Origin of the sequence: Henriciella barbarensis (assembly GCF_003576345.1) — a bacterium.
GTDB lineage: Bacteria > Pseudomonadota > Alphaproteobacteria > Caulobacterales > Hyphomonadaceae > Henriciella > Henriciella barbarensis.
Genome location: NZ_QWGB01000007.1, coordinates 118,908 through 143,271 on the forward strand (window position 1 = coordinate 118,908; position 24,364 = coordinate 143,271).

General features: G+C 59.6%; 20 protein-coding genes. 11 read left to right on the forward strand and 9 right to left on the reverse strand.

What is annotated here, in order from left to right:
- Positions 1–30 precede the first annotated feature (30 nt).
- Positions 31–1,191, forward strand: a complete 1,161-nt coding sequence (locus D1224_RS11480) for an HlyD family secretion protein (protein ID WP_119380096.1) — start codon at positions 31–33, stop codon at positions 1,189–1,191.
- A complete protein-coding gene (locus tag D1224_RS11485; RefSeq protein ID WP_119380097.1) occupies positions 1,188–2,834 on the forward strand; it encodes a DHA2 family efflux MFS transporter permease subunit in 1,647 nt (548 codons plus the stop codon). Before D1224_RS11480 ends, D1224_RS11485 begins: the two co-directional genes overlap by 4 nt.
- Positions 2,835–2,872: 38 nt before the next feature.
- Here D1224_RS11485 and D1224_RS11490 read toward each other — a convergent pair whose 3' ends face one another.
- Positions 2,873–5,758: a M16 family metallopeptidase gene (locus D1224_RS11490; protein ID WP_119380098.1), complete on the reverse strand. Its 2,886-nt coding sequence runs from the start codon at positions 5,756–5,758 to the stop codon at positions 2,873–2,875.
- A 115-nt stretch (positions 5,759–5,873) separates the two neighbouring features.
- Positions 5,874–6,524, reverse strand: a complete 651-nt coding sequence (locus D1224_RS11495; RefSeq protein ID WP_182482267.1) for a squalene/phytoene synthase family protein — start codon at positions 6,522–6,524, stop codon at positions 5,874–5,876.
- Positions 6,525–6,586: 62 nt separating this feature from the next.
- On the opposite strand from D1224_RS11495, the gene D1224_RS11500 reads away from it, so the two are divergent.
- Entirely contained in the window at positions 6,587–7,192 is a 606-nt protein-coding gene (locus D1224_RS11500; protein WP_119380268.1) for a superoxide dismutase, read from the forward strand.
- A 131-nt stretch (positions 7,193–7,323) separates the two neighbouring features.
- Positions 7,324–8,946 (forward strand): DEAD/DEAH box helicase, encoded by a 1,623-nt coding sequence (locus D1224_RS11505; RefSeq protein ID WP_182482268.1) that lies wholly within the window; start codon positions 7,324–7,326, stop codon positions 8,944–8,946.
- A gap of 10 nt (positions 8,947–8,956) precedes the next feature.
- Here the strand turns inward: D1224_RS11505 and D1224_RS11510 are convergent, their stop codons facing one another.
- Both D1224_RS11510 and D1224_RS11515 read right to left on the reverse strand, forming a co-directional pair.
- The gene (locus tag D1224_RS11510) at positions 8,957–10,063 is read right to left on the reverse strand and encodes a sensor histidine kinase (protein WP_147372378.1); all 1,107 of its coding nucleotides are present in this window, start codon (positions 10,061–10,063) and stop codon (positions 8,957–8,959) included.
- Between the two features lie 144 nt (positions 10,064–10,207).
- Positions 10,208–11,641, reverse strand: a complete 1,434-nt coding sequence (locus tag D1224_RS11515) for a coniferyl aldehyde dehydrogenase (protein WP_119380101.1) — start codon at positions 11,639–11,641, stop codon at positions 10,208–10,210.
- A 141-nt stretch (positions 11,642–11,782) separates the two neighbouring features.
- Here D1224_RS11515 and D1224_RS11520 point away from each other — a divergent pair, with 141 nt between their 5' ends.
- Positions 11,783–12,571 (forward strand): enoyl-CoA hydratase/isomerase, encoded by a 789-nt coding sequence (locus tag D1224_RS11520; protein ID WP_119380102.1) that lies wholly within the window; start codon positions 11,783–11,785, stop codon positions 12,569–12,571.
- A gap of 7 nt (positions 12,572–12,578) precedes the next feature.
- On the opposite strand, the gene D1224_RS11525 is transcribed toward D1224_RS11520, so the two are convergent.
- From D1224_RS11525 to D1224_RS11535, 3 genes are read right to left on the reverse strand one after another with little or no spacing between them, the layout of a single operon-like run.
- Positions 12,579–12,857, reverse strand: coding sequence for a DUF3253 domain-containing protein (locus D1224_RS11525; RefSeq protein ID WP_119380103.1), 279 nt, complete (start codon positions 12,855–12,857; stop codon positions 12,579–12,581).
- Complete coding sequence (locus D1224_RS11530) at positions 12,851–14,089, reverse strand: serine hydrolase domain-containing protein (protein WP_119380104.1); 1,239 nt, start codon at positions 14,087–14,089, stop codon at positions 12,851–12,853. Before D1224_RS11530 ends, D1224_RS11525 begins: the two co-directional genes overlap by 7 nt.
- 34 nt (positions 14,090–14,123) lie before the next feature.
- Positions 14,124–15,284: an acyl-CoA dehydrogenase family protein gene (locus D1224_RS11535; RefSeq protein WP_119380105.1), complete on the reverse strand. Its 1,161-nt coding sequence runs from the start codon at positions 15,282–15,284 to the stop codon at positions 14,124–14,126.
- A gap of 134 nt (positions 15,285–15,418) precedes the next feature.
- Here D1224_RS11535 and D1224_RS11540 point away from each other — a divergent pair, with 134 nt between their 5' ends.
- Positions 15,419–15,856 carry a PaaI family thioesterase gene (locus D1224_RS11540; RefSeq protein ID WP_182482269.1) on the forward strand — a complete coding sequence of 146 codons (438 nt, stop codon included), beginning with the start codon at positions 15,419–15,421 and terminating at the stop codon, positions 15,854–15,856.
- On the opposite strand, the gene D1224_RS11545 is transcribed toward D1224_RS11540, so the two are convergent.
- Positions 15,850–17,022, reverse strand: a complete 1,173-nt coding sequence (locus tag D1224_RS11545; RefSeq protein WP_182482270.1) for an acyl-CoA dehydrogenase family protein — start codon at positions 17,020–17,022, stop codon at positions 15,850–15,852. The genes D1224_RS11540 and D1224_RS11545 overlap by 7 nt on opposite strands.
- Before the next feature lie 58 nt (positions 17,023–17,080).
- Positions 17,081–18,163 (reverse strand): FAD-dependent oxidoreductase, encoded by a 1,083-nt coding sequence (locus D1224_RS11550; protein WP_119380106.1) that lies wholly within the window; start codon positions 18,161–18,163, stop codon positions 17,081–17,083.
- Between the two features lie 134 nt (positions 18,164–18,297).
- Here D1224_RS11550 and D1224_RS11555 point away from each other — a divergent pair, with 134 nt between their 5' ends.
- The 5 genes from D1224_RS11555 to D1224_RS11575 all read left to right on the forward strand — a co-directional run bounded on the left by D1224_RS11555 (position 18,298) and on the right by D1224_RS11575 (position 24,363).
- Positions 18,298–19,413, forward strand: coding sequence for an extracellular solute-binding protein (locus D1224_RS11555; protein WP_233350526.1), 1,116 nt, complete (start codon positions 18,298–18,300; stop codon positions 19,411–19,413).
- 9 nt (positions 19,414–19,422) lie between these two features.
- On the forward strand, positions 19,423–21,045 hold the full coding sequence (locus D1224_RS11560; protein WP_119380108.1) for an ABC transporter permease: 1,623 nt from the start codon (positions 19,423–19,425) through the stop codon (positions 21,043–21,045).
- Positions 21,042–22,046 (forward strand): ABC transporter ATP-binding protein, encoded by a 1,005-nt coding sequence (locus tag D1224_RS11565; protein WP_119380109.1) that lies wholly within the window; start codon positions 21,042–21,044, stop codon positions 22,044–22,046. Before D1224_RS11560 ends, D1224_RS11565 begins: the two co-directional genes overlap by 4 nt.
- A 98-nt stretch (positions 22,047–22,144) precedes the next feature.
- The gene (locus D1224_RS11570) at positions 22,145–23,506 is read left to right on the forward strand and encodes a M48 family metalloprotease (protein WP_119380110.1); all 1,362 of its coding nucleotides are present in this window, start codon (positions 22,145–22,147) and stop codon (positions 23,504–23,506) included.
- A 107-nt stretch (positions 23,507–23,613) separates the two neighbouring features.
- Positions 23,614–24,363 carry a DsbA family protein gene (locus tag D1224_RS11575; protein ID WP_119380111.1) on the forward strand — a complete coding sequence of 250 codons (750 nt, stop codon included), beginning with the start codon at positions 23,614–23,616 and terminating at the stop codon, positions 24,361–24,363.
- Position 24,364: the final 1 nt, after the last annotated feature.

Consider the following 24,364-nt stretch of genomic DNA (forward strand, 5'->3'; position numbering starts at 1 on the left):
AGGGATGGAAACCAGGAAGGCTACACGCTCATGGATGGCGGGGCCGCACAGACTGATACCGGCGTAAAGTCCGGTCTCGCAGGACGTTGGCCGTGGCTGACGGGCCGGCGCGTCAGGATGGCCGTGATTGTCGCAGCCCTGTTGATCGCTGCAGTCTTTCTTTTCCGGTTTTTGAGTGTACGCGCCGGCTATGTCTCGACGGCGGATGCGCGAATCGCGTCCGACATGGTGGCGGTATCGACTGATATTTCGGGCCGCATCACAGTGCTGGCGGTCAGCAAGGGCGACCGCGTCGAGGCTGGCGATGTCATCTTCGAAATCGACCGGCGTGAAGCTGAACTGACGCTTGCGCAGTATCAGGCAGAGGCTGACCGGCTCCGCGCAGAAATCCAGCGCGAGGAAATGCGCGCAAACCTCTCAACGTCGAAGGCCGGCAGTGAAGTGGCCGCACGCAGGGCCGGAACCCTGTCGGCCAGCGCGTCAGTGGCGGCCGCCATGTCAGACTTCGAAACGGCGCAGTCTGATTTTGCGCGCACCGAGGACCTCTTCAATCGTGGACGGGTGACGCAGGCCGCGCTGGACCGCGCCCAGAATGAGCTGGACACCGCCCAGCAAGCCGTTAGGCGCGCAGAAGCCGACGCCGACCGGGCGCTTGCCGAACAACGCACGGCAAGCATTGCAGGCGAGGAAGTCGCGCTGATCGAATACGATCTCTCAGTCCTTCGCGCCGCGCTGCGCCAGGCGGAGGCACGGGTCGAGGCGCAACAGGTCGTGGTCGACCAGCATACGATCCGCAGCCCCATCGACGGTGTCGTGGACGAGATTTTCTATGATGTAGGCGAGCATTCGCTACGCGGTTTTCGCATGGCGCTTGTTCATGACCCTGGTGCGGCATGGGTGTCCGCCAATATCAAGGAGACCGAGATCCGGCACGTGCAGCCCGGCGCGGGGGTGAAGGTCCAGATCGACAGCTATCCGGGCCGCGAGTTCGAGGGTCGCGTGGCATCCATCAATGACTCGACATTGGCCGAAGCCGCTCTCATGCCAAACCCGAATGCCAATGGCGTCTTCACCAAGATCACGCAGCGCATCTCCGTCCGTATCGATCTTGATGCCGGCGACCTGGCTTTGCGACCCGGAACCATGGCGACGGTCAGAATTGAGAAAACACCGCCCGGGGAAGCGGGGTGAGCGTTACGTCAGGAATGCCGCGGCCGGGTAAATTTCGCGCGCCGCTGCCCCTGCCAGCCGACATTCCGCCGCTTGCCAATAGCGCCATCCGTGAGCGCTTTGCCCAGTTCGGCGCGTCATACCGGTGGCTTCTGCTTTTCTCCATGCTGATCGGGTCAATGTCGACGCTTCTCGCAGCGACGACCATCAATGTTGCCCTGCCCGCGATTATCGGTGCGTTCGGCCTTGGTCAGGATCAGGCACAGTGGATGTCTACGGCCTTCCTCGCGTCTTCCACCATTGCGATGCTGGCAAACGCTTGGGCCATGTCCGCTTACGGACCGCGCGCGACCTATATATTCGGCATGCTGATGTTTGTTGCGGGCTCGCTGCTGGGCGCCGTCAGCAACACGCTTGCCTTGCTGATCGTGTCGCGGGCGATGCAGGGCATGGCGGCGGGACTACTTCAGCCCATGTCGATGTTCCTGATCTTCCAGACCTTTCCGGACAAGCAGCGCGGCACGGCGATTGGCATCTTTTCCATTGGCGTTGTGCTCGCGCCAGCCTTTGGTCCGGCGCTCGGGGGGGTCGCCGTCGACCTGTCGAGCTGGCGGCTGGTTTTTGTCGCAACGGTTCCGCTCGCGCTGCTGGCGCTGGCGGCGGCACCACTTCTCATGCCCAAGGCGGACCCGGCGCAACAAGCGGAGAAACGCCCGCTCGACTGGCAGGGCCTGCTCTTGCTCAGCGTTTCTGCCGTGTCCTTCCTGTCGGGCTTTGCGGGCGGGAACCGCGATGGCTGGGATTCCGATATTTCCCTGATCAAGTTCGCTGTCGGCTTTGTTGCCGGGATCGCCTTTTTCTTCTGGGAGCGGCGTCACCCCTTCCCTGCTCTGAACCCCAAGATCTTTACCTATCGCCAGTTCTGGTCTGCAGGGCTTGTCATCTCGGCAACCGGCATCGCGATCTATGGCTCGACCTATATGATCCCGTTGTTCGTGCAGCTGGTGCAGAACTATTCGCCGACGGCAGCGGGCATCATGATGATCCCGGCGGGTCTTGCCATGGTGATTGGCTTTCCGATTGCCGGGCGGCTGACCGACAAGGTGGATGTGCGCTGGCTGCTGGCGTTCGGCATTATCTCGTTCGGGACGTCGGCCTTCCTGCTATCGCATGTCACGGCGTTGACGCCATACTGGACACTGGTTGTCTGGATCGTGCTGAGCCGCATCGGAATCAGCTTCTGCATGCCGCCCGCCAATACGACGGCCGTGCGGGCCGTACCGCCGCCATTGCTCGCATCTGCGACTGGCGGCGCATCCTTCCTGATGCAGATTGGCGGGGCATTTGGTGTAAACCTTCTAGCGATCCTGCTGCAGCGCCGGCTGATCTTTCACGGCGAGCATCTGGCCTCTGGAGTCAATGAAGCGAATGCGCAGCTATCCTACACCCACGTCCAGATTGCACGCGAACTGGAGCGGAGCGGCATGCCACAGCTGCCGGCGTTTCAGTCAGCATTTGGAGAGCTCGGCCGGCAGATCTCGAATGAGGCGGCGGTGTATGCTTTCCGCGACTGCTTCCTCGTTATCGGTATATGGTTTGTCATCGTGCTCGGCTTCCTGGCACTGATGCCGAAGCCGAAGCTGGACCCATTGCAGGGGAGATAGGCGCGCCGGTTAGCGCGTCGCAACCGGCGCCTCCTCGCTTAATCCGCGTCAGCGCTCGCTTCGACGGGATTGCCGTGAATGTCGAGGACAGTGACATCCCCGCCCGCAAAGTCGGTGACCGGTTCAAGCTGCGTTTCGGCATCACCAACTATGACCCACGTCATCTGAGGCTCCGCGAGATATTCGCTGATTACGCGCTGATACTCTTCCAGCGGCATGGAGACGAGCGCCTGCTGTTCTTGCTCCACAAAGTCGATCGGGCGGTCATATTCACTGATCTCATGCAGGATGCCGAGCTTTGCGCTCAGGCTTTCGAAGGCGCGCGTGTTCGCCTTCACGACTTTCTGGCGCGTCAGCTCCACCGCAGCATCATCAAAGGTCGGGCCGTAATCCTGAAGCATTTGCCGAATGACATCGAGCGACGCGCCGGTGGCGTTGGCCCGCACGCTGGTGCCGACCCTGAAGGTCTGCGGCGAGGTGCCTTCGCTGAGATAGGAATAGGCGCCGTAGGTGTAGCCCTTCTCGATCCGCAGGACCTGGGCAAGGTCGCCGCTGATCCCGCCGCCAAGCTTTTCGTTGGCGAAGTCGATCGGATTATAGTCAGGATCGGTCGTCGGCACGATCAGCTTACCGATATTCAGTACACTCTGTTTTGATCCCGGCACATCGATGAAGTAGACCTTGCCCTCGTCATCCTGCTCGGCGACCTCGTATTCAGGGCGCACAATGTCTTCGTCCGAGAGCAGTGCCGTGACGCCAGCAAACGCCTCTTCTGCGCGCGCCCGCGACACATCGCCGGCAATATGCATCCGGACATCACTGGCGAGCATCTGATCCAAATAGGATTTGAGGTCATCGAGCTCTATGGCCGTTATGCTTTCCTCGGTACCGATACTGAACCGGCCCTGTGGATGGTCTGCGCCGTAGATCAGCTGCGCGAAGGCGCCGGCGGCGATGTATTGCGGATTGGCCTGTCGGTCGCGAATGGTTGTGAGCGCGGCTGACTTCTCGCGTTCAAAGTCCTCAACATCCCATCGCGGCGATGAAATCATCTGCTCGATCAATGCGACCGTCTCTTCGAAATTGCGGGCGAGTGAGGTGGCGCTGATAGTGACGCTAGTGGCGTCAGCGCGGACGCTGACACCGGAACCGAGAAGGCCGATTGCCTGTTCCAGTTCGGCCGGCGTCTTCGTCGCCGTCCCCTCGTTCAACATAGCCGCCACGAGGTTGGCGGTCCCGACCTTGTCCTGCGGATCGAGCCATGAGCCGGCATCGAAGACGATGTCGAAGGTGACCAGCGGAAGCTCGTCATTCTCGATACCGAAAAGCTCCGCACCCTCCCCCCGCGATGCCTGCCAGACTTCGGGCATCTCTATAAGCGGGAGCTCGCCGAATGGCGGCTCGGAGCGGTCATACTGGCTTGGCGTCTTCGCATATTCCGCTTCTTCGCCCTGCGAGACTTCCTCGCTCGCAACGTCGGCGCGGACATCCTCAATCCAGACTTCGGCCTGCTCTGCGCCCTCCAGAGCGAGCGCGGCTTCACCCTGCGGCACGAAGCTGGTGATGATGGAGGGCTTGTCCTTGATGTAAGTCTCATAGACGCGCATCACATCTTCAGCCGTCACCGCACGCAGCAGCTCCGCTGTGCGGATAGAATTGGCGGGGTCGCCAGCAAACTCGTTATCGGTGGCAAGCTGGTTCGCTTTCCCGAGCACGGTCGAAAGCTCATTATACAGAACTGTTTCCTGCTCGGCCTTGATGCGCTGCAAGTCAAGCTCATTGACGCCATGCTCCTCGAAGTCCGAGAGCGCGGAATCAAGCGCCGCTTTCACTGCATCCAGGTCGGTTCCGGACTTTGCACGTATACGGAACACAAACTCACCGGCGAGTTCCATACTATTATTGTAGGCGGAGACATCCGGAGCAAGCGCCTGTTCCTCGACGATCTCACGGTAAAGCGGTGAGTTCTTCGTTCCCGCAATCAGGCGAGCGAGTACGTTGAGCGCCTGCTCATCCTCATCATAGGAGGCGACTGTCGGGAAGGTCAGCCTCAGTTCTGGCAGGGTCGCGAAGTTATCCTCAAACCAGAGAGAACGCGTCTCGCTCAGCGAGACCGGCATCGGCGCGAGAGGCTGGACGTCAGGCCCACGGCGGATTTCGCCGAACCAGCGCTGGACCTTTTCCCTCATCTCTTCGATGTCGATATCGCCAACAATGGCGAGCGTTGCATTCGCTGCACCGTAATACTCCGTATAGAATTCTTTCAGGTCGTCCAGAGTTGCCGCCTGCAGGTCCGGTAGCTGACCGATGACGGTCCAGCTATAGGGATGGCCTTCAGGATAAAGCGCCTTGCGGATCACTTCCTGCGTATAGCCATAGGGCCGGTTATCGACCCGTTCGCGCTTCTCGTTCTTGACGACCTGCTTCTCACGCTCGAGCGCAGCTTCGGTCACCGTGTTGATCATGTAGCCAAGCCGGTCAGAGTCGATCCAGAGGATCTTGTCGACAGCGTCTTTCGGGACGACTTCGTAATAGATCGTGCCGTCCGACCATGTCCCGCCATTACGGCTGCCGCCCCAATCCGGGATGGCTTTGCGGTTCCAGCCGCGGGGCACGTTTTCAGAATCGTTGAACGCCATATGTTCGAAGAAATGCGCAAAGCCGGTCCGGCCCGGGCGCTCCCGGTTCGAGCCGACATGAACGACGGTCGAGAAGGCGACGATCGGGTCAGACCTGTCGACCTGCAGGATGACCTCGAGCCCGTTTTCGAGGGTGAATTTCTCAAACTCGATCTCGAACTCCGGGACCTCCGCAACCGCCGCGCCCTGCGCTTGTGCAGGTCCTGCCTGCTGGGCGACCGCGGTGACAGGCGCGATTGTCAGTGTGAGGATGGTTGCAAGCGCTGTGCAGGCCCGAAGCTTCATGTCGTACTCCCTCTTCGAATTTGACGCGCCGAAACGCACGGCGCCGACCGAACTTCGGCCAATAAGACCAATGTAGCTTATTGATTTTCGATGTCACGCGCCCAGCTGGTGCGCGTCAGACTTTCCCGGATAGAACAGCCTTCAACACGCATAGCCGCTTTGCTAACGGGCGAGGTGAGGCACCGCGCGCATAGAGACGGCGCAGGCGGAGATGCGCCAGCGCGGGCAACACTTCAGGCGGAAGACGAAGGCGCTGTGCGCGCACCTGGGGCGCGTCGCCCCGGCGCCCAGCAGCGAACTCCGCTGCCAGCTCGTCAATGTCTTCGCCAAGATCGACAGACGGCGCGACGAGCTTCGTTGCGCTTCGCGCGATCGCAGCCTCAGGCTCAAGAGAGCGATCCTTCTGCTCGAATGCCGCTTCATATCCGTCAATGATCAAGGAAAGATCGGCCATCGTGAGCGCTGATTGTTCCAGCATTCCGACAAGGGCGAGAACTACGTCATGGGCACGTGGGGGGCTACCCTCGTCCAATTCGCTGAGCGCGTCACGCCACCACTGAAAGCGGATAGCGCCCAGGGTCGGTTCAGTCACGATAAGACGGACGCGCGCCAACTCCCAGCAGAACGCGTAAAGCGCGATCAGGGCATGACGCGCCTCAGTCTGTGCATAACGGGAAGAAAGCCAGCGATCTTCGTCGCCTGTCCGCAGCCTTCGGTCGATATTCGCCCATATTTCAGGGTCCGGCGGGGTGGAACTAATCGTCATGGCAACCATATCTGTGGGCAAACGCCTTTATCAAAGGCAGCAATACAGCAAGGAGTGACCCCATGGCATTTGATCTTCCACCTCTTCCCTATTCCCGCGACGCGCTTGCACCGCACGTTTCCGAAGACACACTGAACTTTCACTATGGCAAACACCACCAAGCCTATGTGAACAACCTCAACAAGCTGATCGAGGGCACCGACCACGCCAACGCGCCGCTTGAGAAGATCATTCAGGACGCATCAGGCGACAGTTCAAAGGCCGGCCTTTTCAACAATGCCGCGCAGGTCTGGAACCACACCTTCTACTGGCACTCCATGAAACCAAGCGGCGGCGGCAAGCCGACCGGTGCAATCGCCGACAAGATCAATGACGACTTCGGCTCCTACGAAAAGTTCGCTGAAGAATTCAAGGCAGCGGGCGGCAGCCAGTTCGGTTCCGGCTGGGCCTGGCTGGTCCTGAAGGACGGCAAGCTTGGCATCCGCAAGACGCCGAACGCCGAGACGCCTCTGACCGAAGCAGGCGCGACCCCGCTCCTCACAATGGATGTCTGGGAGCACGCCTATTACCTCGACTATCAGAACTCCCGGCCAAACTATATGGACGCGTTTCTGGAAAACCTGGTCAATTGGGACTTCGTGAACCAGAACCTCGCCGACGCGAGCTAGTCGACGCGGAATCGACAGTATTCAGTTGGCCCGTTTCCGTTCCGGAAGCGGGCCAATTCTTTTGCGCGACACGCAGACCCTTTCGCACCTGCGGAAATTCGGCTATTGCGGCGCCTTATGTTCTTCCGGGCATGGAAAAGCGCCCGGTCCATAGCTGTCATACGGACGGCTCCAACCCGAGCGTAATTCAATCCATCCCTGGAAAAGAGACAAATTTGACTGACACCCAGAACGAAACCCCGAAAACGACTTTTGCAGCTCTAGGCCTTGGCCCAAAGATCCTCCAGGCCATCGAAGAGGCTGGCTATGACACGCCTACGCCGATCCAGGCCAAGGCAATCCCGCAGATCATCCTCGGTGGCGATGTAACAGGCATTGCGCAGACCGGTACCGGTAAGACCGCTGCCTTCGTCCTGCCAATGATCCATAGGCTGGAGCGCGGCCGTGCACGGGCGCGCATGCCACGAACGCTGATCCTGGCGCCGACGCGCGAGCTGGCTGCCCAGGTCGCAGAGAACTTCGAAAAATATGGCAAGAACCTGAAACTTGAGATGGCGCTGCTGATCGGCGGCGTATCGTTCAAGGAACAGGAAATGAAGCTGATGCGCGGCGTCGATGTCCTGATCGCAACGCCTGGCCGCCTCATCGACCAGTTCGAGCGCGGCAAAATCTTGCTAACGGGCGTCGAAGTCCTCGTCATTGACGAAGCCGACCGCATGCTCGACATGGGCTTTATCCCTGACATCGAGAAAATCTGCGCACTTCTGCCGCCGCGTCGCCAGACCCTGCTATTCTCGGCAACCATGCCGCCAGAGATCAACAAGCTGGCCCAACGCTTTCAGAAAGACCCGATGAAGGTCGAAGTGGCGCGTCAGGCCCAGACGGCAGAGACGATCACGCAATATGTGTTGAAGCTATCGCGTAATGATGACAAGGCAAAGCGCACGGCCCTACGCCGCATCATCGAGGCGCGCGATGTCAAAAACGGTATCGTTTTCTGTAATCGCAAGCGCAATGTCGACATCGTGACCAAGTCGCTGAACAAGCACGGCTTCGATGCGGCCGCTATTCATGGCGACCTGCCACAGGCTTACCGGACCCAGACGCTGGACCGTTTCCGCGATGGCGACCTTAAGCTGCTTGTCGCTTCGGACGTGGCCGCACGCGGTCTCGACGTGCCGGCCGTCAGCCACGTCTTCAATTACGCGCCGCCTCCGAAAGATGAGGACTATGTGCACCGGATTGGTCGTACGGGCCGCGCCGGCCGCGAGGGCGAAAGCGTGACGATCGTGACGCCAGAGGATGAGCAGTCCTGGGAAGGCGTGTTGAAACTCATCGATCAGGAGGTCAAAGTCCTCGAGCTGCCTGGTCTTGACGAAGAAATCGAAAACCTGCCTGAAGATGCAGGCGGGCGCGGGCGCGCTCGCGGACGTGGCAGAAGCCGCGATGGAAGCAGTGGACGTGGCGGCCGTAGCGGTGGTGGACGCGGGCGTTCGCGCGGCGGTGACAAGACCGCTTCTGAAGAAGCCGCACCGGAAAAGCAGGAAGCCAAGAGCACCGACGCGCCAGCAAGGAAGAGCGCACCCAAGGAAGAGCGTAAGGATGAGCGTCCAGCCAAGGAAGCAAAGCCGCGCAATTCCAGAAGCTCATCACGGGGCCGTTCGAGCAAGACGGACAAATCCGACAAACTGCAGCCCGCTTCAGATGGCGTCCGCGGTTTCGGTGACGACGTGCCTGATTTCCTGAAGCGTTAGCGCCAACGACCTAGGCGAGGCGGTTTTTCTGCCAGTGATCGAGGGGATCGTTCTGCGGAGAGGTTGGTAGCCCTAATGCGGAGCGCTTTCCCTCTTCGGCACGCGCAAAACTGATTGTAAATCTGGTACCAAGCGGTCCGGTTTCCCGCTCGACCGTCGCGTCGAGGCTATGGGTCAGGCTGGTCACGATCATGGAGCCGATACCCTTGCGGCTATCGGTTTCTGTCTCCTCCATGCCCACGCCATCATCTTCCACGCTGATGAGTACACGGTCGTCATCGCAGCATTCCATGACAAGGTTGATCCGCCCGGCGGCCCGACCCTGAAAAGCGTACTTGCAGGCATTGATCATAAGCTCGGTAACGGCGAGACACAGCGAAACCGCCTGGCTGACCGCGAGGATGACAACGCCTTTCTTGCGGGTTTTGAGGACGATATTTTGCTTGGCCGAAAAGGTTTCGACAATCTGCTTGCAGAGATCTGGCAGAAGATAGGAGCAATCCACCCAGTCATGGGTGCCGAGCTCATACAGGCTGCGATGTGTCGCTGTAATGACGTCGATGCGTCGGCGCGCGGCGTCCAGAGCATCTCGCGCGTCAGGGTCCTCCAGGGTACGCATGTGCATCGTGACCAGCGAGGACACGACCTGAAGGCTGTTTCTCACGCGGTGATTGACTTCGTAAAGCAACGTCTCCTTTACCTCGAGCGCGTCCTTGAGCTTGTGCTCAGCATGATAGCGCGCGGTTTCATCCCGCATTGTCAGGACAGAGGCGACCTGGTTCCCATCCTTGCCGAATATAGGTCGCGCGGTGCCCACCGCGATTACGATAGAACCATCTGGCCTGCGCACTTTCCAAGGCGCGTCCGTGACCACACGCGCCTCCTTTACTGCCAGGCTTAAAGGAAGCTTTTCGGGAGGATACGGCTCCTCATCGAGCGTCAGAAGTTCGTAGCTGTCGCTATAATCGTCCGGAGAAATATCGAGCTCACTTCGACCGTGAATGACTTCGGCCGCGCGGTTGACCAGGACGATCTTGCCATCCTTGTCGGCAAGGATGATGCCCTCCCCGAGCTGATCAAGAACAGCAAGCTGGATTTTCTCTCGGTTTTGCTCCAAGCGCAGGGTCCCCTTCCGCAAGCTTGCAGAGATAGAGCAGCTTTTGGCGAAAGTGAAATAGTTTAAACTACCTGAGCGCGCAAAAATAGGCCGGAACCCCGTATTCCGGCCTATCTGAGCTTCATTCGCGCTTGCGAGGCACGCCTACTTTTTCAGACGTCCGGCAACCAGCTTGCGGTATTTTTCGCCATATGGTGGCCGGGCGATCGCCATAAGGTCGGGGCCCACCTGCGTATAGACCGACTTGCGGTGACTGAATTCGCGGAAGCCATCGACCCCGTGATAGCTGCCCATACCGGACGGTCCGACCCCGCCAAATGGCAGGTCTTCCTGAGCGACGTGGAAGATGACGTCGTTTACCGTGACACCGCCTGAAGTCGTGTTATTGAGAACATGCTCCCGCTCGTCGGCATCCTGTCCGAAATAATAAAGGCCGAGCGGGCGCGGATGGGCGTTGATGTAATCGACCGCCTCCTGCGTGGAGCCATAGGTCTTGATCGGCAGGATCGGACCAAAGATTTCATCCTGCATGACCTTCATGTCGTCGGTCGGGTCGACGATGATGGTTGGCGCGATCTTGTGATACGGCTGCTGGGTGAGGTCTTCCTGCCTGGGGTTCAGGTTGACGACCTCCGCGCCCTTGGAGCGGGCATCCTCGATATAGCCATTCAGTCGCTCGAAGTGGCGTTGGTTTACGACAGACGTATAGTCGTCATTGTCCTTGATACCGGACGGGAACATGCTTTCGACCGAGGCGCTGGCCGCCTTGATGAAGTCCTGCGTCTTGTTTTTCGGCACAAAGGCATAGTCTGGCGCAAGACAGATCTGGCCCGCGTTCAGGGTCTTGCCTGCCATGATGCGCTTGGCAGCTTTGTCCAGGTCGGCAGATTCGCCGAGAATGACCGGCGACTTGCCGCCAAGCTCCAGCGTCAGAGGGACGAGATTGTCCGCAGCGGCCCGCATGACGTGGTAAGCAATCGACGTCGCACCCGTGAAGAGCAGGTGGTCGAAGGCGAGTTTGGAGAAAGCGGCGCCGACATCCGGCCCGCCCGTCACCACGGCGACTTCTTCTTCGGAGTAGTATTCAGCGAAGAGCTGTTTCATCAGCTCGGAGGTGCGCTCGGTAAACTCTGACGGTTTGATCATGGTGCGGTTGCCGGCCGCGAAGACGCCAGCAAGCGGCGTGAAAGTGAGGTTCACCGGGAAGTTCCAAGGGCTGATCACACCGATCACGCCTTTCGGCTGATACTGGATACGGGCCTTGGCGCCGAACAGGCCAAGTGGAAAGTCAGTCGAGCGTTTCTCTGGCTTCATCCAGGTTTTGACATGCTTTTTGGCGTGCTTCAGCGCGCCGATGGAGCCAGCAATATCGGTAAAGTTCGACTGATCGACCGAACGGTGGCCGAAATCTTCGCGCATCGCCTCATTCAGCTTGTCTCCATGGGTCGCGAGAAGATCGATCGACCGGTCGAGCCAGTCGATACGCTTTTCGAGCGAAGGGATACCATCGCGCAGGTGCGCGGCTTTCTGTTTTGCGAGGATCGTACCGAGTTCGCCTGCGCCGCCTTCAAGAGCCATGATTTCCTCCTAACCCAAGTGATTTGAATACAGTGTACCGGAAGTGGCGACCATTCCAAAGATTGCCCCGGCGTCACGGTTTTTGCGGCTTTCACAGCGCGCTACAGTCGATTGCAAATCTCTAGAGGAGGAAGAATCGCGATGAGCTTTGAGAAGATCACTTACGAGGTCCAGGACGATATCGCGGTTATCGCGTTCAACGACCCAAAAACCATGAATGCCGCTGGTGTCGACACAATCGACGAGTTGAGCCTCGCGCTTGAGAAGGCAGGCGATGAGGCACGATGCACCATCATTACGGGCAATGGCCGCGGCTTCTGCTCAGGGGCGAACCTGTCGGGCAATATGGGCGGCGGCAAGTCCGAGCGGAAGCCCGATGCAGGCCGTGAACTCGACCGGGCGTACAACCCGTTCATCAAGGCAATCCGCACCCATCCGCACCCCGTCATCACGGCCGTGAATGGTGCCGCCGCAGGTGTTGGCTGTTCCATTGCGCTGGCTGGCGACTTCATCGTGGCGGCCGAGAGCGCCTACTTCCTGCAGGCGTTCCGCCGCATCGGTCTCGTGCCGGATGGTGGCTCCACCTATCTGTTGACCCGCGCCATCGGCCGGGCCCGTGCGATGGAAATGACCCTCTTTGGCGAGAAGATCCCGGCAGCAAAGGCACTGGAATGGGGCCTGGTGAATCGGGTCGTGTCAGACGATAGCCTGCTGGACGAGGCGAGGAACTACGCCAAGCAGCTTTCCGATGGCCCGACCACGGCGCTTTCGCTGATCCGCGATCTGGTCTGGCAGGCCGAAGACAATGACTTCGACAACCAGCTTCAGGCCGAACGCTTCGCACAGCGCACGGCTGGCCGCTCACCAGACTTTGCAGAGGGCGTGAAGGCCTTCCTCGAAAAGCGTCCGGCAGACTTCAAGAAAGTCTAGGTCGCCACTATTCCGTACCCGGAAATCCGAGCCGGTAGACACCCTTGAAGTCATGGGGGTCTACCGGCTTTCCTTTTCTATAGATCGCGATCTGCCCTGCATCGGCGAGCTTTACCGCCCGCACGCGGATCTCGCCCATGAGTTGCTGCCAGTTCTCATCACGCTTGGCGCGCGCCACCTCAGATGGGCAGACGGTTTTGTCTGCGCCGCGTTCATTCACCAGCTCGATAATCAACTCGTCAAGCGAGGCCTTCTGGCGCCGCTTACGGTCTTCCTCGCTCACCATTCAATGGCTGCGTAGGCAAGCTGCTGGAACTGAGGACGCAGTGGATAGCAGCCTGACGGGATCATCTGGGTCGCCTGGATGGCAATCATCTCTTCCTCATAGTCGATCCAGAAGAATGTGTTCGCCAGACCACCCCAGCTGAACGTACCGACAGAGCCAGGCTGCATCGAATCAGCGACATTGACGATCGTGCTGCCGCCTAGGCCAAAACCGTTTCCTTCCATCCGGGCTTCAGAGAAGGTCTTGTCACCCATCTGTTTGATCGTGCGGTTTTCCGGAAGATGGTTCATGCGCATGAACTCGACGGTCTTCGGACTGAGCAATCTCGTGCCGTGGAGGGAACCGCCGTGCAGTAGCATGAGGCAGAACTGATGATAGTCTCGCAGCGTGGAGACGAGCCCCCCTCCCGCATTAAGAAGTGGCGGCTGGTGTCGGTAGGCACGTGACGCTTCGCCCTTGCCGTCGCTTTCGCTGATCTTGCCGGTTTGCGGATCGCGCGAATAACAGGCCATGAGGCGATGTATCTTGTCTTTCGGCACGAAGAAGTCGGTATCGACCATGCCGAGAGGCTCAAATATCCGTTCACGGAAGAACTCGTCCAGCTTCATACCGGAGGCCACTTCGACGACGCGGCCAAGCACGTCGGTGGAGTGGCTGTAATTCCAGCGCGTGCCGGGCGAGAAGAGAAGTGGCAGCTTTGCCAGCCGCTTGCACATCTCTTCTAGGCTTTCATCCGGGCGTGCAATCTTCTCGCGCCGATAAAGAGCATCCACTTCATGCTGCATCAGGAAGCCGTAGGTCAGGCCAGATGTGTGCGTGAAGAGATCGCGGATTTCCATGGGACGCAGCGGCTTGCGCGTCTCATAATCGTCGACCGTGCCCTTCACCCACATCTCGGTGTCAGCGAATTCCGGAATGTAGTTGTGGACTGGATGATCGAGCCGGATCTTGCTCTCCTCGAAAAGCATCATGGCCGCTACCGAGGTGATCGGCTTTGTCATCGAATAGATGCGGAAGATGGTGTCCGGCCCAATCGGGTCCCCGCCATCCAGCTCATCACGCCCGCGATAGGCTTCGTGCACGATCTGACCATTGCGCGAGACGAGCGTCGCCACGCATGGCAGCTTGCCGGTATCCAGATAATTGTCCGCAAAAAACTCGGGGATCCGGTTCAGCCGCTCTTCGTTCAGGCCAACATCCGATGCCTGGATACCATCTTCATTCACTGACATTGTGTCCGCTTCCTTCTGGCGTTTATGGCCGACCCTAAAGTTGGTCGGCCTGCGCTGCCCGTTTCAGCTCTCGCGCGATGATGATCTGCTGAATCTGGCTGGTGCCTTCGTACAGACGGAAAATGCGGGCGTCACGGTAAAACCGCTCAATTCCATAGTCAGTGATATAGCCAGCACCGCCGAAGACCTGAACGGCGCGGTCAGCCACCTTGCCATTTGCTTCGGTCGCAAACAGCTTGGCCGATGAGGCGAGGATAGTGACGTTTTCACCCGCATCGCGCCTTCGTGCCGCGTCCATGATCATGCAGCGAGCAGCATAGGTTTCAGCCTGGCTGTCAGCGAGCAGCGCCTGTATCAACTGGTGGTCAATGATGGGCTTGCCGCCCTGAACGCGCTCGCTGGCATAGGTCACCATTTCCTTGATGAGGCGTTCGGACATGCCGGTAGCGACAGCGGAAATATGCAGGCGGCCCTTGTCGAGCACGCTCATGGCAACCTTGAAGCCCTCGCCTTCCTCGCCGATCAGATTCTCGACCGGAACGCGTGCATTCTCAAAGATGACGTCGCACACATGGGCGCCCTGCTGGCCCATCTTTTTCTCTGGCTGTCCGACGCTCACGCCGGGCGTATCACGCTCAACCACGAAAGCCGACACGCCCTTGGGGCCTTTCACGTCAGGCGCGGTGCGGGCCATTACAGTGAAAAGGTCGGCCTTATTGGCATTCGTAATGTAGCGCTTCGTGCCATTCAGGACGTAGTGATCGCCGTCCCGAATAGCCTTGGTCGTCAGGCTTCCAGCGTCCGATCCTGCGCCCGGCTCTGTCAGCGCGAAGCTCGAAATGAGGTCGCCCGCCGCGATTCCTGGCAGCCATTTGTCTTTTTGGGCTGGCGTGCCGAACAGGACCAGCGCCTGCGACCCGATACCGATATTGGTGCCCGCAACAGAGCGGAACGCCGGCGACGTGCGGCCCAGCTCCAGCGCGACGAGACATTCGGTCTCCATGTCGAGGCCAAGTCCACCAAATTCTTCAGGTACGGCGAGACCAAACAGGCCAAGCTGCTTCATCTCGTCGACGATTTCCTGCGGCACCTCATCGGTCTCACCCACCTGGTTTTCCAGAGGAATGCATTTTTCGGTCACGAAACGGCGCACTTGGTCAATCAGCGCCTGACGGATTTCGGCATCAAAAGCCATGTCTCTTCTCCCATTCGGTTTCGGGTCAACATAGGCTTTGAGGGGAGTTCTGTCGAAGGGCAAGGCCCGCGTCGCTTGGCAGCAGGCATCAAGCGCGTTTAGGAGGGGCATAGAAGATATTTGCGGAGGAAAAGATGGCGTCTGGAGAAGTGGTAGAGGATGGAGAATTCAAGGGTTGGTCAACCTGGCGCGACGAGCCATTCGAGTTTGAGACGGCCGGCCCCTTCTACTTTCGCGTTGACGAAAAAGGCCCCGTTGCCGCCTTCCGGGCTGAACGCAAACATATGAATATGGGCGGGGTCGTCCATGGCGGGTGCCTCATGGCCTTTGCCGACTTTTCCCTGTTCGCCATCGCACACGAGCAGCTTGAGGGCGAGTACGGTGTGACCGTCGCCTTCACGTCCGAGTTCCTGTCAGGGCCTGCCGAGGGCGCCTATATTGAGGCGCGCGGCGAAGTCCTGCGGTCTGGCCGCAATCTGACCTTTGTACGCGGCCTGATTACGGGCGACGGCAAGGCCTGCCTGAACTTTTCAGGCACGATCATGCGTCGCCCGATAAGACCGGATCAGTAGCTCTTCGGCAGGCCGAGCACGCGTTCTGCGATGAAGTTGAGGATCATCTCGCGGCTGACAGGCGCGATACGGGCGAGCATGGCTTCGCGCATGTAGCGCTCGACATGATACTCTTTGGCATACCCCATGCCGCCATGGCTAAGGACGGCTGTTTCACATGCCTTGAAGCCTGCTTCAGTGCCGAGCAGCTTGGCGGCGTTTGCTTCTGCACCGCAATCGACGCCCTGATCGTAGAGACCTGCCGCTTTGTAGGCGAGGAGCTCTGCGGCCTTCAGCTCTGCCCAACGCTGGGCGAGCGGGTGCTGGATGCCCTGGTTCTGGCCGATTGGGCGGCCGAAGACGACGCGTTCCTTGGCATAGGTGGTGGCGCGTTCAAGCGCGGCGAAACCAAGCCCAACTGATTCCACGGCGAAGAGCACGCGTTCCGGATTGAGGCCCTGCAGGAGGTATTTGAACCCGGCGCCCTCTTCCCCGATCAAATGCTCCTTCGGCACTTCGAGCCCATCGATATAAAGCATGTTACATTCGACAGCCTTGCGGCCCATTTTCGGGATCGGCTTGGCGTCGATCTTGCCGCGGTCGAGATCGGTATAGAAGAGCGACAGGCCGAGATATGGCTTCGAGCATTCTTCTTTCGGCGTCGTGCGCGCAATGATGAGGATCTTGTCAGCGCGCTGCGCACCGGTCGTCCAGATCTTGCGGCCATTGATGGTGTAGCCGGAATTTGTCCGCTCGGCCTTGGTTTCGAGGCTTGACGTGTCGAGGCCTGAATTTGGCTCGGTCACGGCAAAACACATCTTCTCCTGACCTGAGATGATCTTTGGCAGGTTTTCCTGCTTCTGCTCGGCATTGCCAAACTTTTCCAGCGGCTTTGGTCCGAATATATTGAGGTGGATTGCAGAAGCACCAGAATATCCAGCGCCGGAGCGCGTGACCGCCTGCATCACAAGCGCAGCTTCGGTCAGGCCGAGTCCCGCGCCACCATATTCTTCGGGGAAGGCGACGCCGAGCCAGCCACCTTCTGCCATGGCATTGCAGAATTCTTCCGGCCAATCGCCAGTCTCATCCGTTTTGGCCCAGTAATCCTCACCGAACTGGCTGCACGTCTTCTCGACCGCGTCCTTGATGGCAAGCTGGTCTTCCGTCATTTCACCGATAGAATGCATATCTCTTTTCCTCCTCGAACCGGCCTGTCTAAACACGCTGCGGTCGTTTGAACCAGTGTCACGCCGTCGCGCCGTGTCCGGGCGCCGGAGCGAATACGTTATAAGCGCTTTCGTAGTTAAGTCCTTCGACCTGATCGGCAATCAGCTTCGCGGTCGCAGGCGCCAGCAGAACGCCGTTTCTGTAGTGGGCCGTAGCGATGAATTCCCGGCCAGCTTTTGGGCCGATAAAAGGTCGCTCGGCCGACCCGAGCGGGCGGAAACCGGCCCAGTGTTCCAGTCGGTCTGCCGAGGCGAGCTGCGGCAGAACACGCGCCGCTTCCTCATGAAGCAGATCAGCGACAGACGGGTCTATGCCCTTTCCTATGAAGTCAGGCTCCGTGGTTGCGCCAATAATCGTGCGATCCGCCTTGGGCACGATGTAACGCGCGCCGAAGCGCAGAACGTTGGACGGCTGGCCTGGAACCGGACTTAAGGAAATCGCCTGCCCTTTTACTTCGGTCTTTGATCCGGTTTCTGCCGTACCTCGGGCCCATATAATGGCGTCGAAGGTCTTGTCCGACAGCGCTTCCATCTCGCTGCGCGTCGAAACGGCGGACGCGATCACCCTGCCCTCTACTGAAAAGTAGCGACGAACGGCGCCGATGACGCGGCGATTGTCGACATGCGTGTCCTCCGGCAATCGCAGACCGTTCAGAACTGAGGACGAAATTCCGTGCTGATTTTGGAGCGTCCTATCCGAGACGCGCTGACACGCATGACCCAAGTCCCGAAGCAGATCCGCCAGAGCGTCCAGACGTGCCTGCTCCTGCGTGTTCCGGGCGAGCGCGAGCGTCGGCGCTTTGGAGAGCGCGACAGGGCTGCCGGTTTGCAGCTTGATCAGCTTCGCAAAGCTGGACCAGAGCCTGGCACTTTCGAAGCAGAAAGCCGCGAACGCGTTATCTACCGGTCCCGGTTGCAGCATCAGTTCGTAAGCTGGCGCAATCATTCCGGCTGCTGCCCAGCCGGTCGACATTTCTGCGGGCCGTGGATCGAACAGTGTGATGTCATGACCGCGCGCTGACAGTTCCAGCGCGCAACTGAGACCGATCAGGCCTGCGCCAGCGATGGCAATTGTCTGGGACGGGGCACGCTTTCCGATCATATCTGCTTTTAGGCAAAGCCGCCTGCCCCGCTCAAGCAGAGCACCGCACAAGAAGCGCGACAGATTGACTTGATCGCGGACTGGCTGACGGCAGCTAGTTGCGATTGGTTCTCATTTGTGTTTTAGCCAAGGCCATGAAAACGACGATGAAAACAATTGCGAGCGTCAGCTTCACGGCTCTGCTCGTCGCGTGTTCCGATGGCGGCACCGCACCGACCGCATCGGACGACGGAATGCAGTCCGATGCCACAGAGGAAAGCGGCGACACCGCTGAGAACATCGAAGCTGGCAGCGACGGCACGCTGAACATCTATTCGGCCCGTCACTATGACTCCGACAAGTTGATGTACGAGGCGTTTGAGGACCAGACCGGTATTCGCGTGCGCTTCCGCGAGGCTGGCGCCAACCAGCTCCTGGAAACGATGCGCGCGGAGGGCGAGAACAGCCCGGCCGACCTGATTATCGCTTCAGATGCAGGCGCCCTCTGGCGCTTCAAGGATGCGGGCCTCACCCAGCCCCTGCCGGAAGGCGAGTTTGAACAGCTTATCCCTGAACGCCTGATCGAGCCCGGTCGCCAGTGGGTTGGTCTCGCCCGCCGTATTCGGGGCGTCGCCTATGACCCCGAGCGCATCAGCCCGGTCCAGGTCGATGAGTGGCAAGACCTTGCTGATCCATCGCTCGAAGGCGAAATCTGCGTGCGCTCTTCCACCAACATCTACAATCTGTCGCTGATGGCAGAGATGATCGAGAAATGGGGCGCCGAAGAGGCGCAGTCCTGGGCTGACGCAGTGGTCGCCAACATGGCGCGTACGCCGCAAGGTGGCGACACCGATCAGGTCGAAGCGGTTGCCGCCGGCCTCTGCTCGGTCGCGATCACGAACCATTACTACTGGGTGCGGATGACGCAAAGCGGGTCGAACGCGACCCGCGAAGCAGCTGCTGCGACACAAATTGCCTTTCCAAGCTTCGGCGAGGGCGAAGGCATCCATGTGAACATCACAGGCGTCGCCATGGCTGCTAATGCCCAAAACCGAGACGAAGCGATGCAATTCGTCGACTATCTGCTGTCTGCCGATGGCCAGCACCGCCTGGTCGACGAAACGAAGGAAATCCCTGTCATTGAAGATGTAACGTGGCCACAAGGCCTGGACGCCATTCCTGAGTTCGAGGACAGCGATACGCCGCTGGATACGTTTGGTGAGCGCCAGTCCGAAGCCCAGCGCATCTATGACGAGGCTGGCTGGAACTAGCACCCCGTCATGCAGGCCATAAAGGCATCCTCATTCCACCTGCCGCGACTGAACCCGGTTGCACTGATCACGCTGGCTGCGGCCGGCCTCATCGGTGCGCCGGTTGCAATCGCAATTTTCACCGGCGTGATTGGCGGCGGCGGGGATGCATGGCTGCATATCGTATCGACGCAGTTGCTCGGCTATACGACGACGACATTGGCGGTGATTGGCCTGACCGCCGCGCTCATTCTGCTCTTCGCTGTTCCAACGGCATGGTTCGTCAGCCTGAACGAGTTTCCCGGTCGCGGCTTTTTTGAGTGGGCGCTCATCCTGCCGCTGGCTGCGCCCGGCTATGTACTTGCCTATGCGTGGGCTGACGCAGCCGATGTTGCCGGGCCGATCCAGTCATTGCTGCGCGATGTGACCGGTCTCTCGGCCCGCGACTACTGGTTTCCGAGCGTTTATTCCATTCCCGGGCTATCCTTCGTCATGGCAAGCGCCCTGTTTCCCTATGCCTATCTGACAGCCCGGGCAGCTTTCTCGAATCTCTCACTTTGCACGATGGAGGCGGCACGCAGCCTCGGTGCTTCACCGCGCAGGCTATTCCTTCAGGTTGCCCTGCCTGCAGCTCGCCCGGCAATCTTTGCGGGACTAGCCCTGGCGCTGATGGAAACTGCCGCTGACTATGGCGCAGCAAGCTATCTTGGCGTGCAGACCCTTAGTGTTGGTATTTTCCGCGCCTGGCACAGCTTCAGCGAACCTGCTGTTGCTGCGCGGCTTGCTGTGCTGCTAATCCTGATAGCATTCGGTCTTCAGTTCATTGAACGCATCGCACGCGGACGCGGCGGCATTCAGCAGACGGCCACGCGCTGGCGCACGCCCCGGCGTCAGAAACTCGGCCCGGTCGCGGGCTGGGGCGTTGCGATTGGTTGTACCCTGGTGTTGATGTTGAGCTTCGTCATTCCAGTGACCCGCCTGATCTGGGTCAGCGCAGAGACGGGTCTTGGGCAAGGACAGATGGTCAGGCCATTTCTGAACTCTCTCACTCTCGCCCTCGCTGGGTCGGCAGTTGCATTCATACTCGCCCTGACGATCACGATTGGCGCTCGCCAGAACCGCTTCAGCCAGTTCATCGGTCGCTTTGCGGCAGGCGCTGGCTATGCTGCCCCCGGCATCGTGCTGGCCTTGGGCGCGCTCTTCATCCTGTCATGGACGGGTTTTTCCGTTGCCGGACCAGCTGCGCTGATCTTCCTCGTCTGGATCTATGCGAGCCGCTTTACAGCCGCCGGCGCGGAACCATTGAACGCGGCCTTCTCGCGCGCGCCAGCCAGTCTCGGAAACGCCGCCCGTAGTCTTGGCGCAAGCCGCTTCCAGCGCCTTGTCCGGGTTGATCTGCCTGTCGCCATGTCCGGGGCGTCGGCCGCGGCAATCATACTTTTTGTCGAGACGCTCAAAGAGCTGCCCGCAACGCTGATGCTACGTCCATTCAACTGGGACACGCTAGCGGTTCAGGCCTTTGCCTATGCGTCTGATGAACGTCTTGCAGCCGCGACCCTTCCGTCGCTCCTCATCACCGCGGCAGGACTTGGCCCTGTTGTTCTCCTTTCATTGCAGCTAACACGTGCCGGTCAATCAAGGGCGGCTGGATGAGCAAGCTTCAACCAATTCATGCGCGCGGCGTTACCCGCCGCTACGATGGCCGTGCCGTTGTGCGGAACGCGTCGCTGACGCTGCAGCCCGGCAAGATCACCGCACTGCTCGGGCAATCTGGCGCTGGCAAATCGACGCTGCTGCGCCTGTTCGCTGGGCTGGAGCCGGTCGATTCGGGTGAAATCCTGCATGGAGACGTACCCGTTTCCACGATCTCCAAACACGTTCCGGCAGAAGACCGGCAGATCGGGCTTATCTTCCAGGACTTTGCGCTCTTTCCGCACTTAAACGCGATCGACAATGTCGGCTTTGGGCTGGTTCGTCAGAACAAAGACAAGCGACGAGAAACTGCGCGCCACTGGCTGGACCGGCTTGGTCTTTCGCACCGTGCCAAAGCCTATCCGCATGAGCTGTCTGGCGGCGAACAGCAACGTGTGTCCATCGCTCGTGCGCTCGCAGCGCAGCCCGTCGCAATCCTCATGGATGAACCCTTTTCCGGCCTCGACGTCACACTGAAATCGGAGGTTCGCCACACGGCGCTCGCCGCTGTGGCCGAAGCTGGTATACCTGCCCTTCTGGTCACGCATGATGCTTCGGAAGCCATGCGGGCAGCAGACCGCATCGCGGTAATGTCTGAGGGCGTTATCCTGCAGGAAGAAACGCCAGAGAAGCTTTACCTTGAGCCTGTCAGCATGGCCGTTGCACGCGCGCTTGGTCCGTTGCGGTCAGTGCGCCGCGATGCCTTGCCGAAGAAATGGCAGGAAAAGGTGCCGCCCGCCGAAAACTATTGCCTGCGTCCCGAGGCAGTACGTCTGGACCCGGCCGGTGATGCGATGCTCGAAGTGGTCGCCGCACAGCGCACGTCTTCGCTGATCGAGATTGAACTCAAGCTCACTGAGACAGAGACTATTCACGCACTGGCACTTGGCCCTTTCACGCCAGGCCGCGGAGACAAGCTTGCTGTGTCTCTCGCCCCTGAATTCGTTTTTGCCGCGCGCTAATTCAGCCTCTGTCTGACATTTCAGTAAGCTCAGGCTGCCGGCCTCGCCAAAGCCGCAATCATCCCATAGGCTTCAACCGGAATAAGAGGCGAGGGTCCATGCCGACACGTTTTCTGAAAGGCGCACTTGCTGCAGCGCTCACAGCTGCTGCTGCGATGACAGCTTCAGCACAAAGCCTGATACGCGATGCGGAGATCGAGACGACGCTACGCAACTGGACCGACCCGATCCTTGAAGTGGCCGGTCTCGACCCAGACGATGTCGGCCTCTACATTATCAACGACCCCGACCTGAATGCTTTCGTGGCAAACGGCCAGCGTATTCACCTGCACACGGGGCTGCTGATCGCGGCCGATACACCTGGTCAGATCAAAGGCGTAATCGCGCACGAAACCTGCCATATTGCCTGCGGTCACAGTATTTCGCGCTCAAGAGCGGCGAATGTCGCGAGCCGACCGGCACTCATCTCCATTGGCCTCGGCGTGCTTGCAATGGCTGCAGGCGCTGGTGACGCCGGCGCTGCGCTGATCGCAAGCTCCCAGCAGTTTGCAGCACTTAACTTCTTCGTCCATACGCGCGCCGAAGAAGCGACGGCAGATGCAGCGGCCGTGTCCTATCTCGCGCAGCTTGGACAGTCACCCTCTGGTATCGTTGACTTCTTCGACAAGTACCGCGTTCAGGAAGTGCTGTCGGAATCGCGCCGCTATCCCTACTTCCGCTCGCACCCACTCGCCTCTGACCGGATCAGGACGACGCGTGCGCTGGCTGAAGATACTGGCCTCATGGATGTCGAACCGGACGCGCAGACAATTCGCGAATTTGAGTTGATGCAGGCAAAACTGATCGGCTTCCTGGAGCCTCTTGCCCGGGTCTACCAGAAGTATCCGCGCACCGAAGATAGCGAGCCGGCCCGCTATGCCCGCGCGATCGCGGCTATGCAGTCCTCAGACATGACGTCCGCGCTGAGCGAGATCGATTCTCTGCTCGAGGAATTTCCAGAGAATCCATACTATTGGGAGCTGAAGGGGCAGGCACTGTTCGAAATGGGCCGCGCGGCTGAATCGGTTGAACCGCATGCAAAGTCACTGGAATACCTTCCCGGCCATCCGCTTCTACTGATCAATTATGGACGCTCACTCATTGCGCGGGCCGAACAGGGCGATCTGGAAGCTGGCGAAGAAGCCTTGCGCGATGCGCTGATAAGGGAACCGGACAATTCTTTCGCCTGGAACCAGCTCGCCGCCGCATTGGAGAAGCAGGGTCGGCGCGCCGAGGCCGAACTCGCGACGGCGGAGTCCGCCTATCATATCGGCGACTATCAGCGTGCACACATCTTTGCGCGCCGGGCTATTGAAGACCTTGAGGAGGGTACGTCGGAAGCGCGGCGTGCAAATGATATCCGGAACGTCACAGACCCCGCCCTGCCGGAGAATCAGGATTACTGGCGCCGCCGCGGCTAGATCGACGATCACGCGATTGTCAGTAGCTGGCCTGCTTACATATTGAGACAAATGCAATGAATTGCGGGTAACGAAACGCACTGAACAGTATTGATACAGGACGAGACATGACCCTCAAACTGGCCCCGCTGGCCGCATTCTCCCTCCTTGCCTTCACGCCTGCCTGTGCCCAGCAGGACAGTGGCGCGCCGCAAAACCGCGAAGAGATCGAAGAGATCGTGCGCGACTACATTCTGGAAAATCCGGAAATCATTGAGCAGGCGATTATCAAATTGCAGCAGCGCGCAGACGCACAGGAGGCTGAAACTTCACGTCAGGCGATCGCGTCCGCCACAGCAGAGCTATACGAGAGCGAGGCCGACTATTCGGTTGGGCCGGATGATGCGCCAGTAACGATGGTTGAGTTTTTCGACTATCGCTGCGGTTACTGCAAACGCTCCATGGAGTGGACCATGAACATCCCTGAAGCCTATGACGGCAAGGTCCGGGTGATCTTCAAGGAGTTTCCGATACTTTCCCCGGAGAGCGAAAAAGCCGCCCTCGCCGCGCTCGCAGCAGGCGAACAGGGCCTCTACACCGAAATGCACCGCGAACTCATGGAACTCGACAACTCCAGCGGCTTCACGCCGGATGAAATCGACGCTGCTGCAGAGCGCGCAGGGGTCGACGTCGCTCGCATGCGCGCCGACATGGGCTCGGTGCGCCTTCAGAAGGTCGTTGCAGACAACAAGATGCTAGCCCGCCGCGTAGGTATCGACGGCACACCTGCATTCCTCGTCGGTGACCAGCTCGTTTCCGGTGCGAACCGGTCTGCGGTGACGCAGATGCTGGACGCCGCGGTTGCGCGCGAAAGCTAGG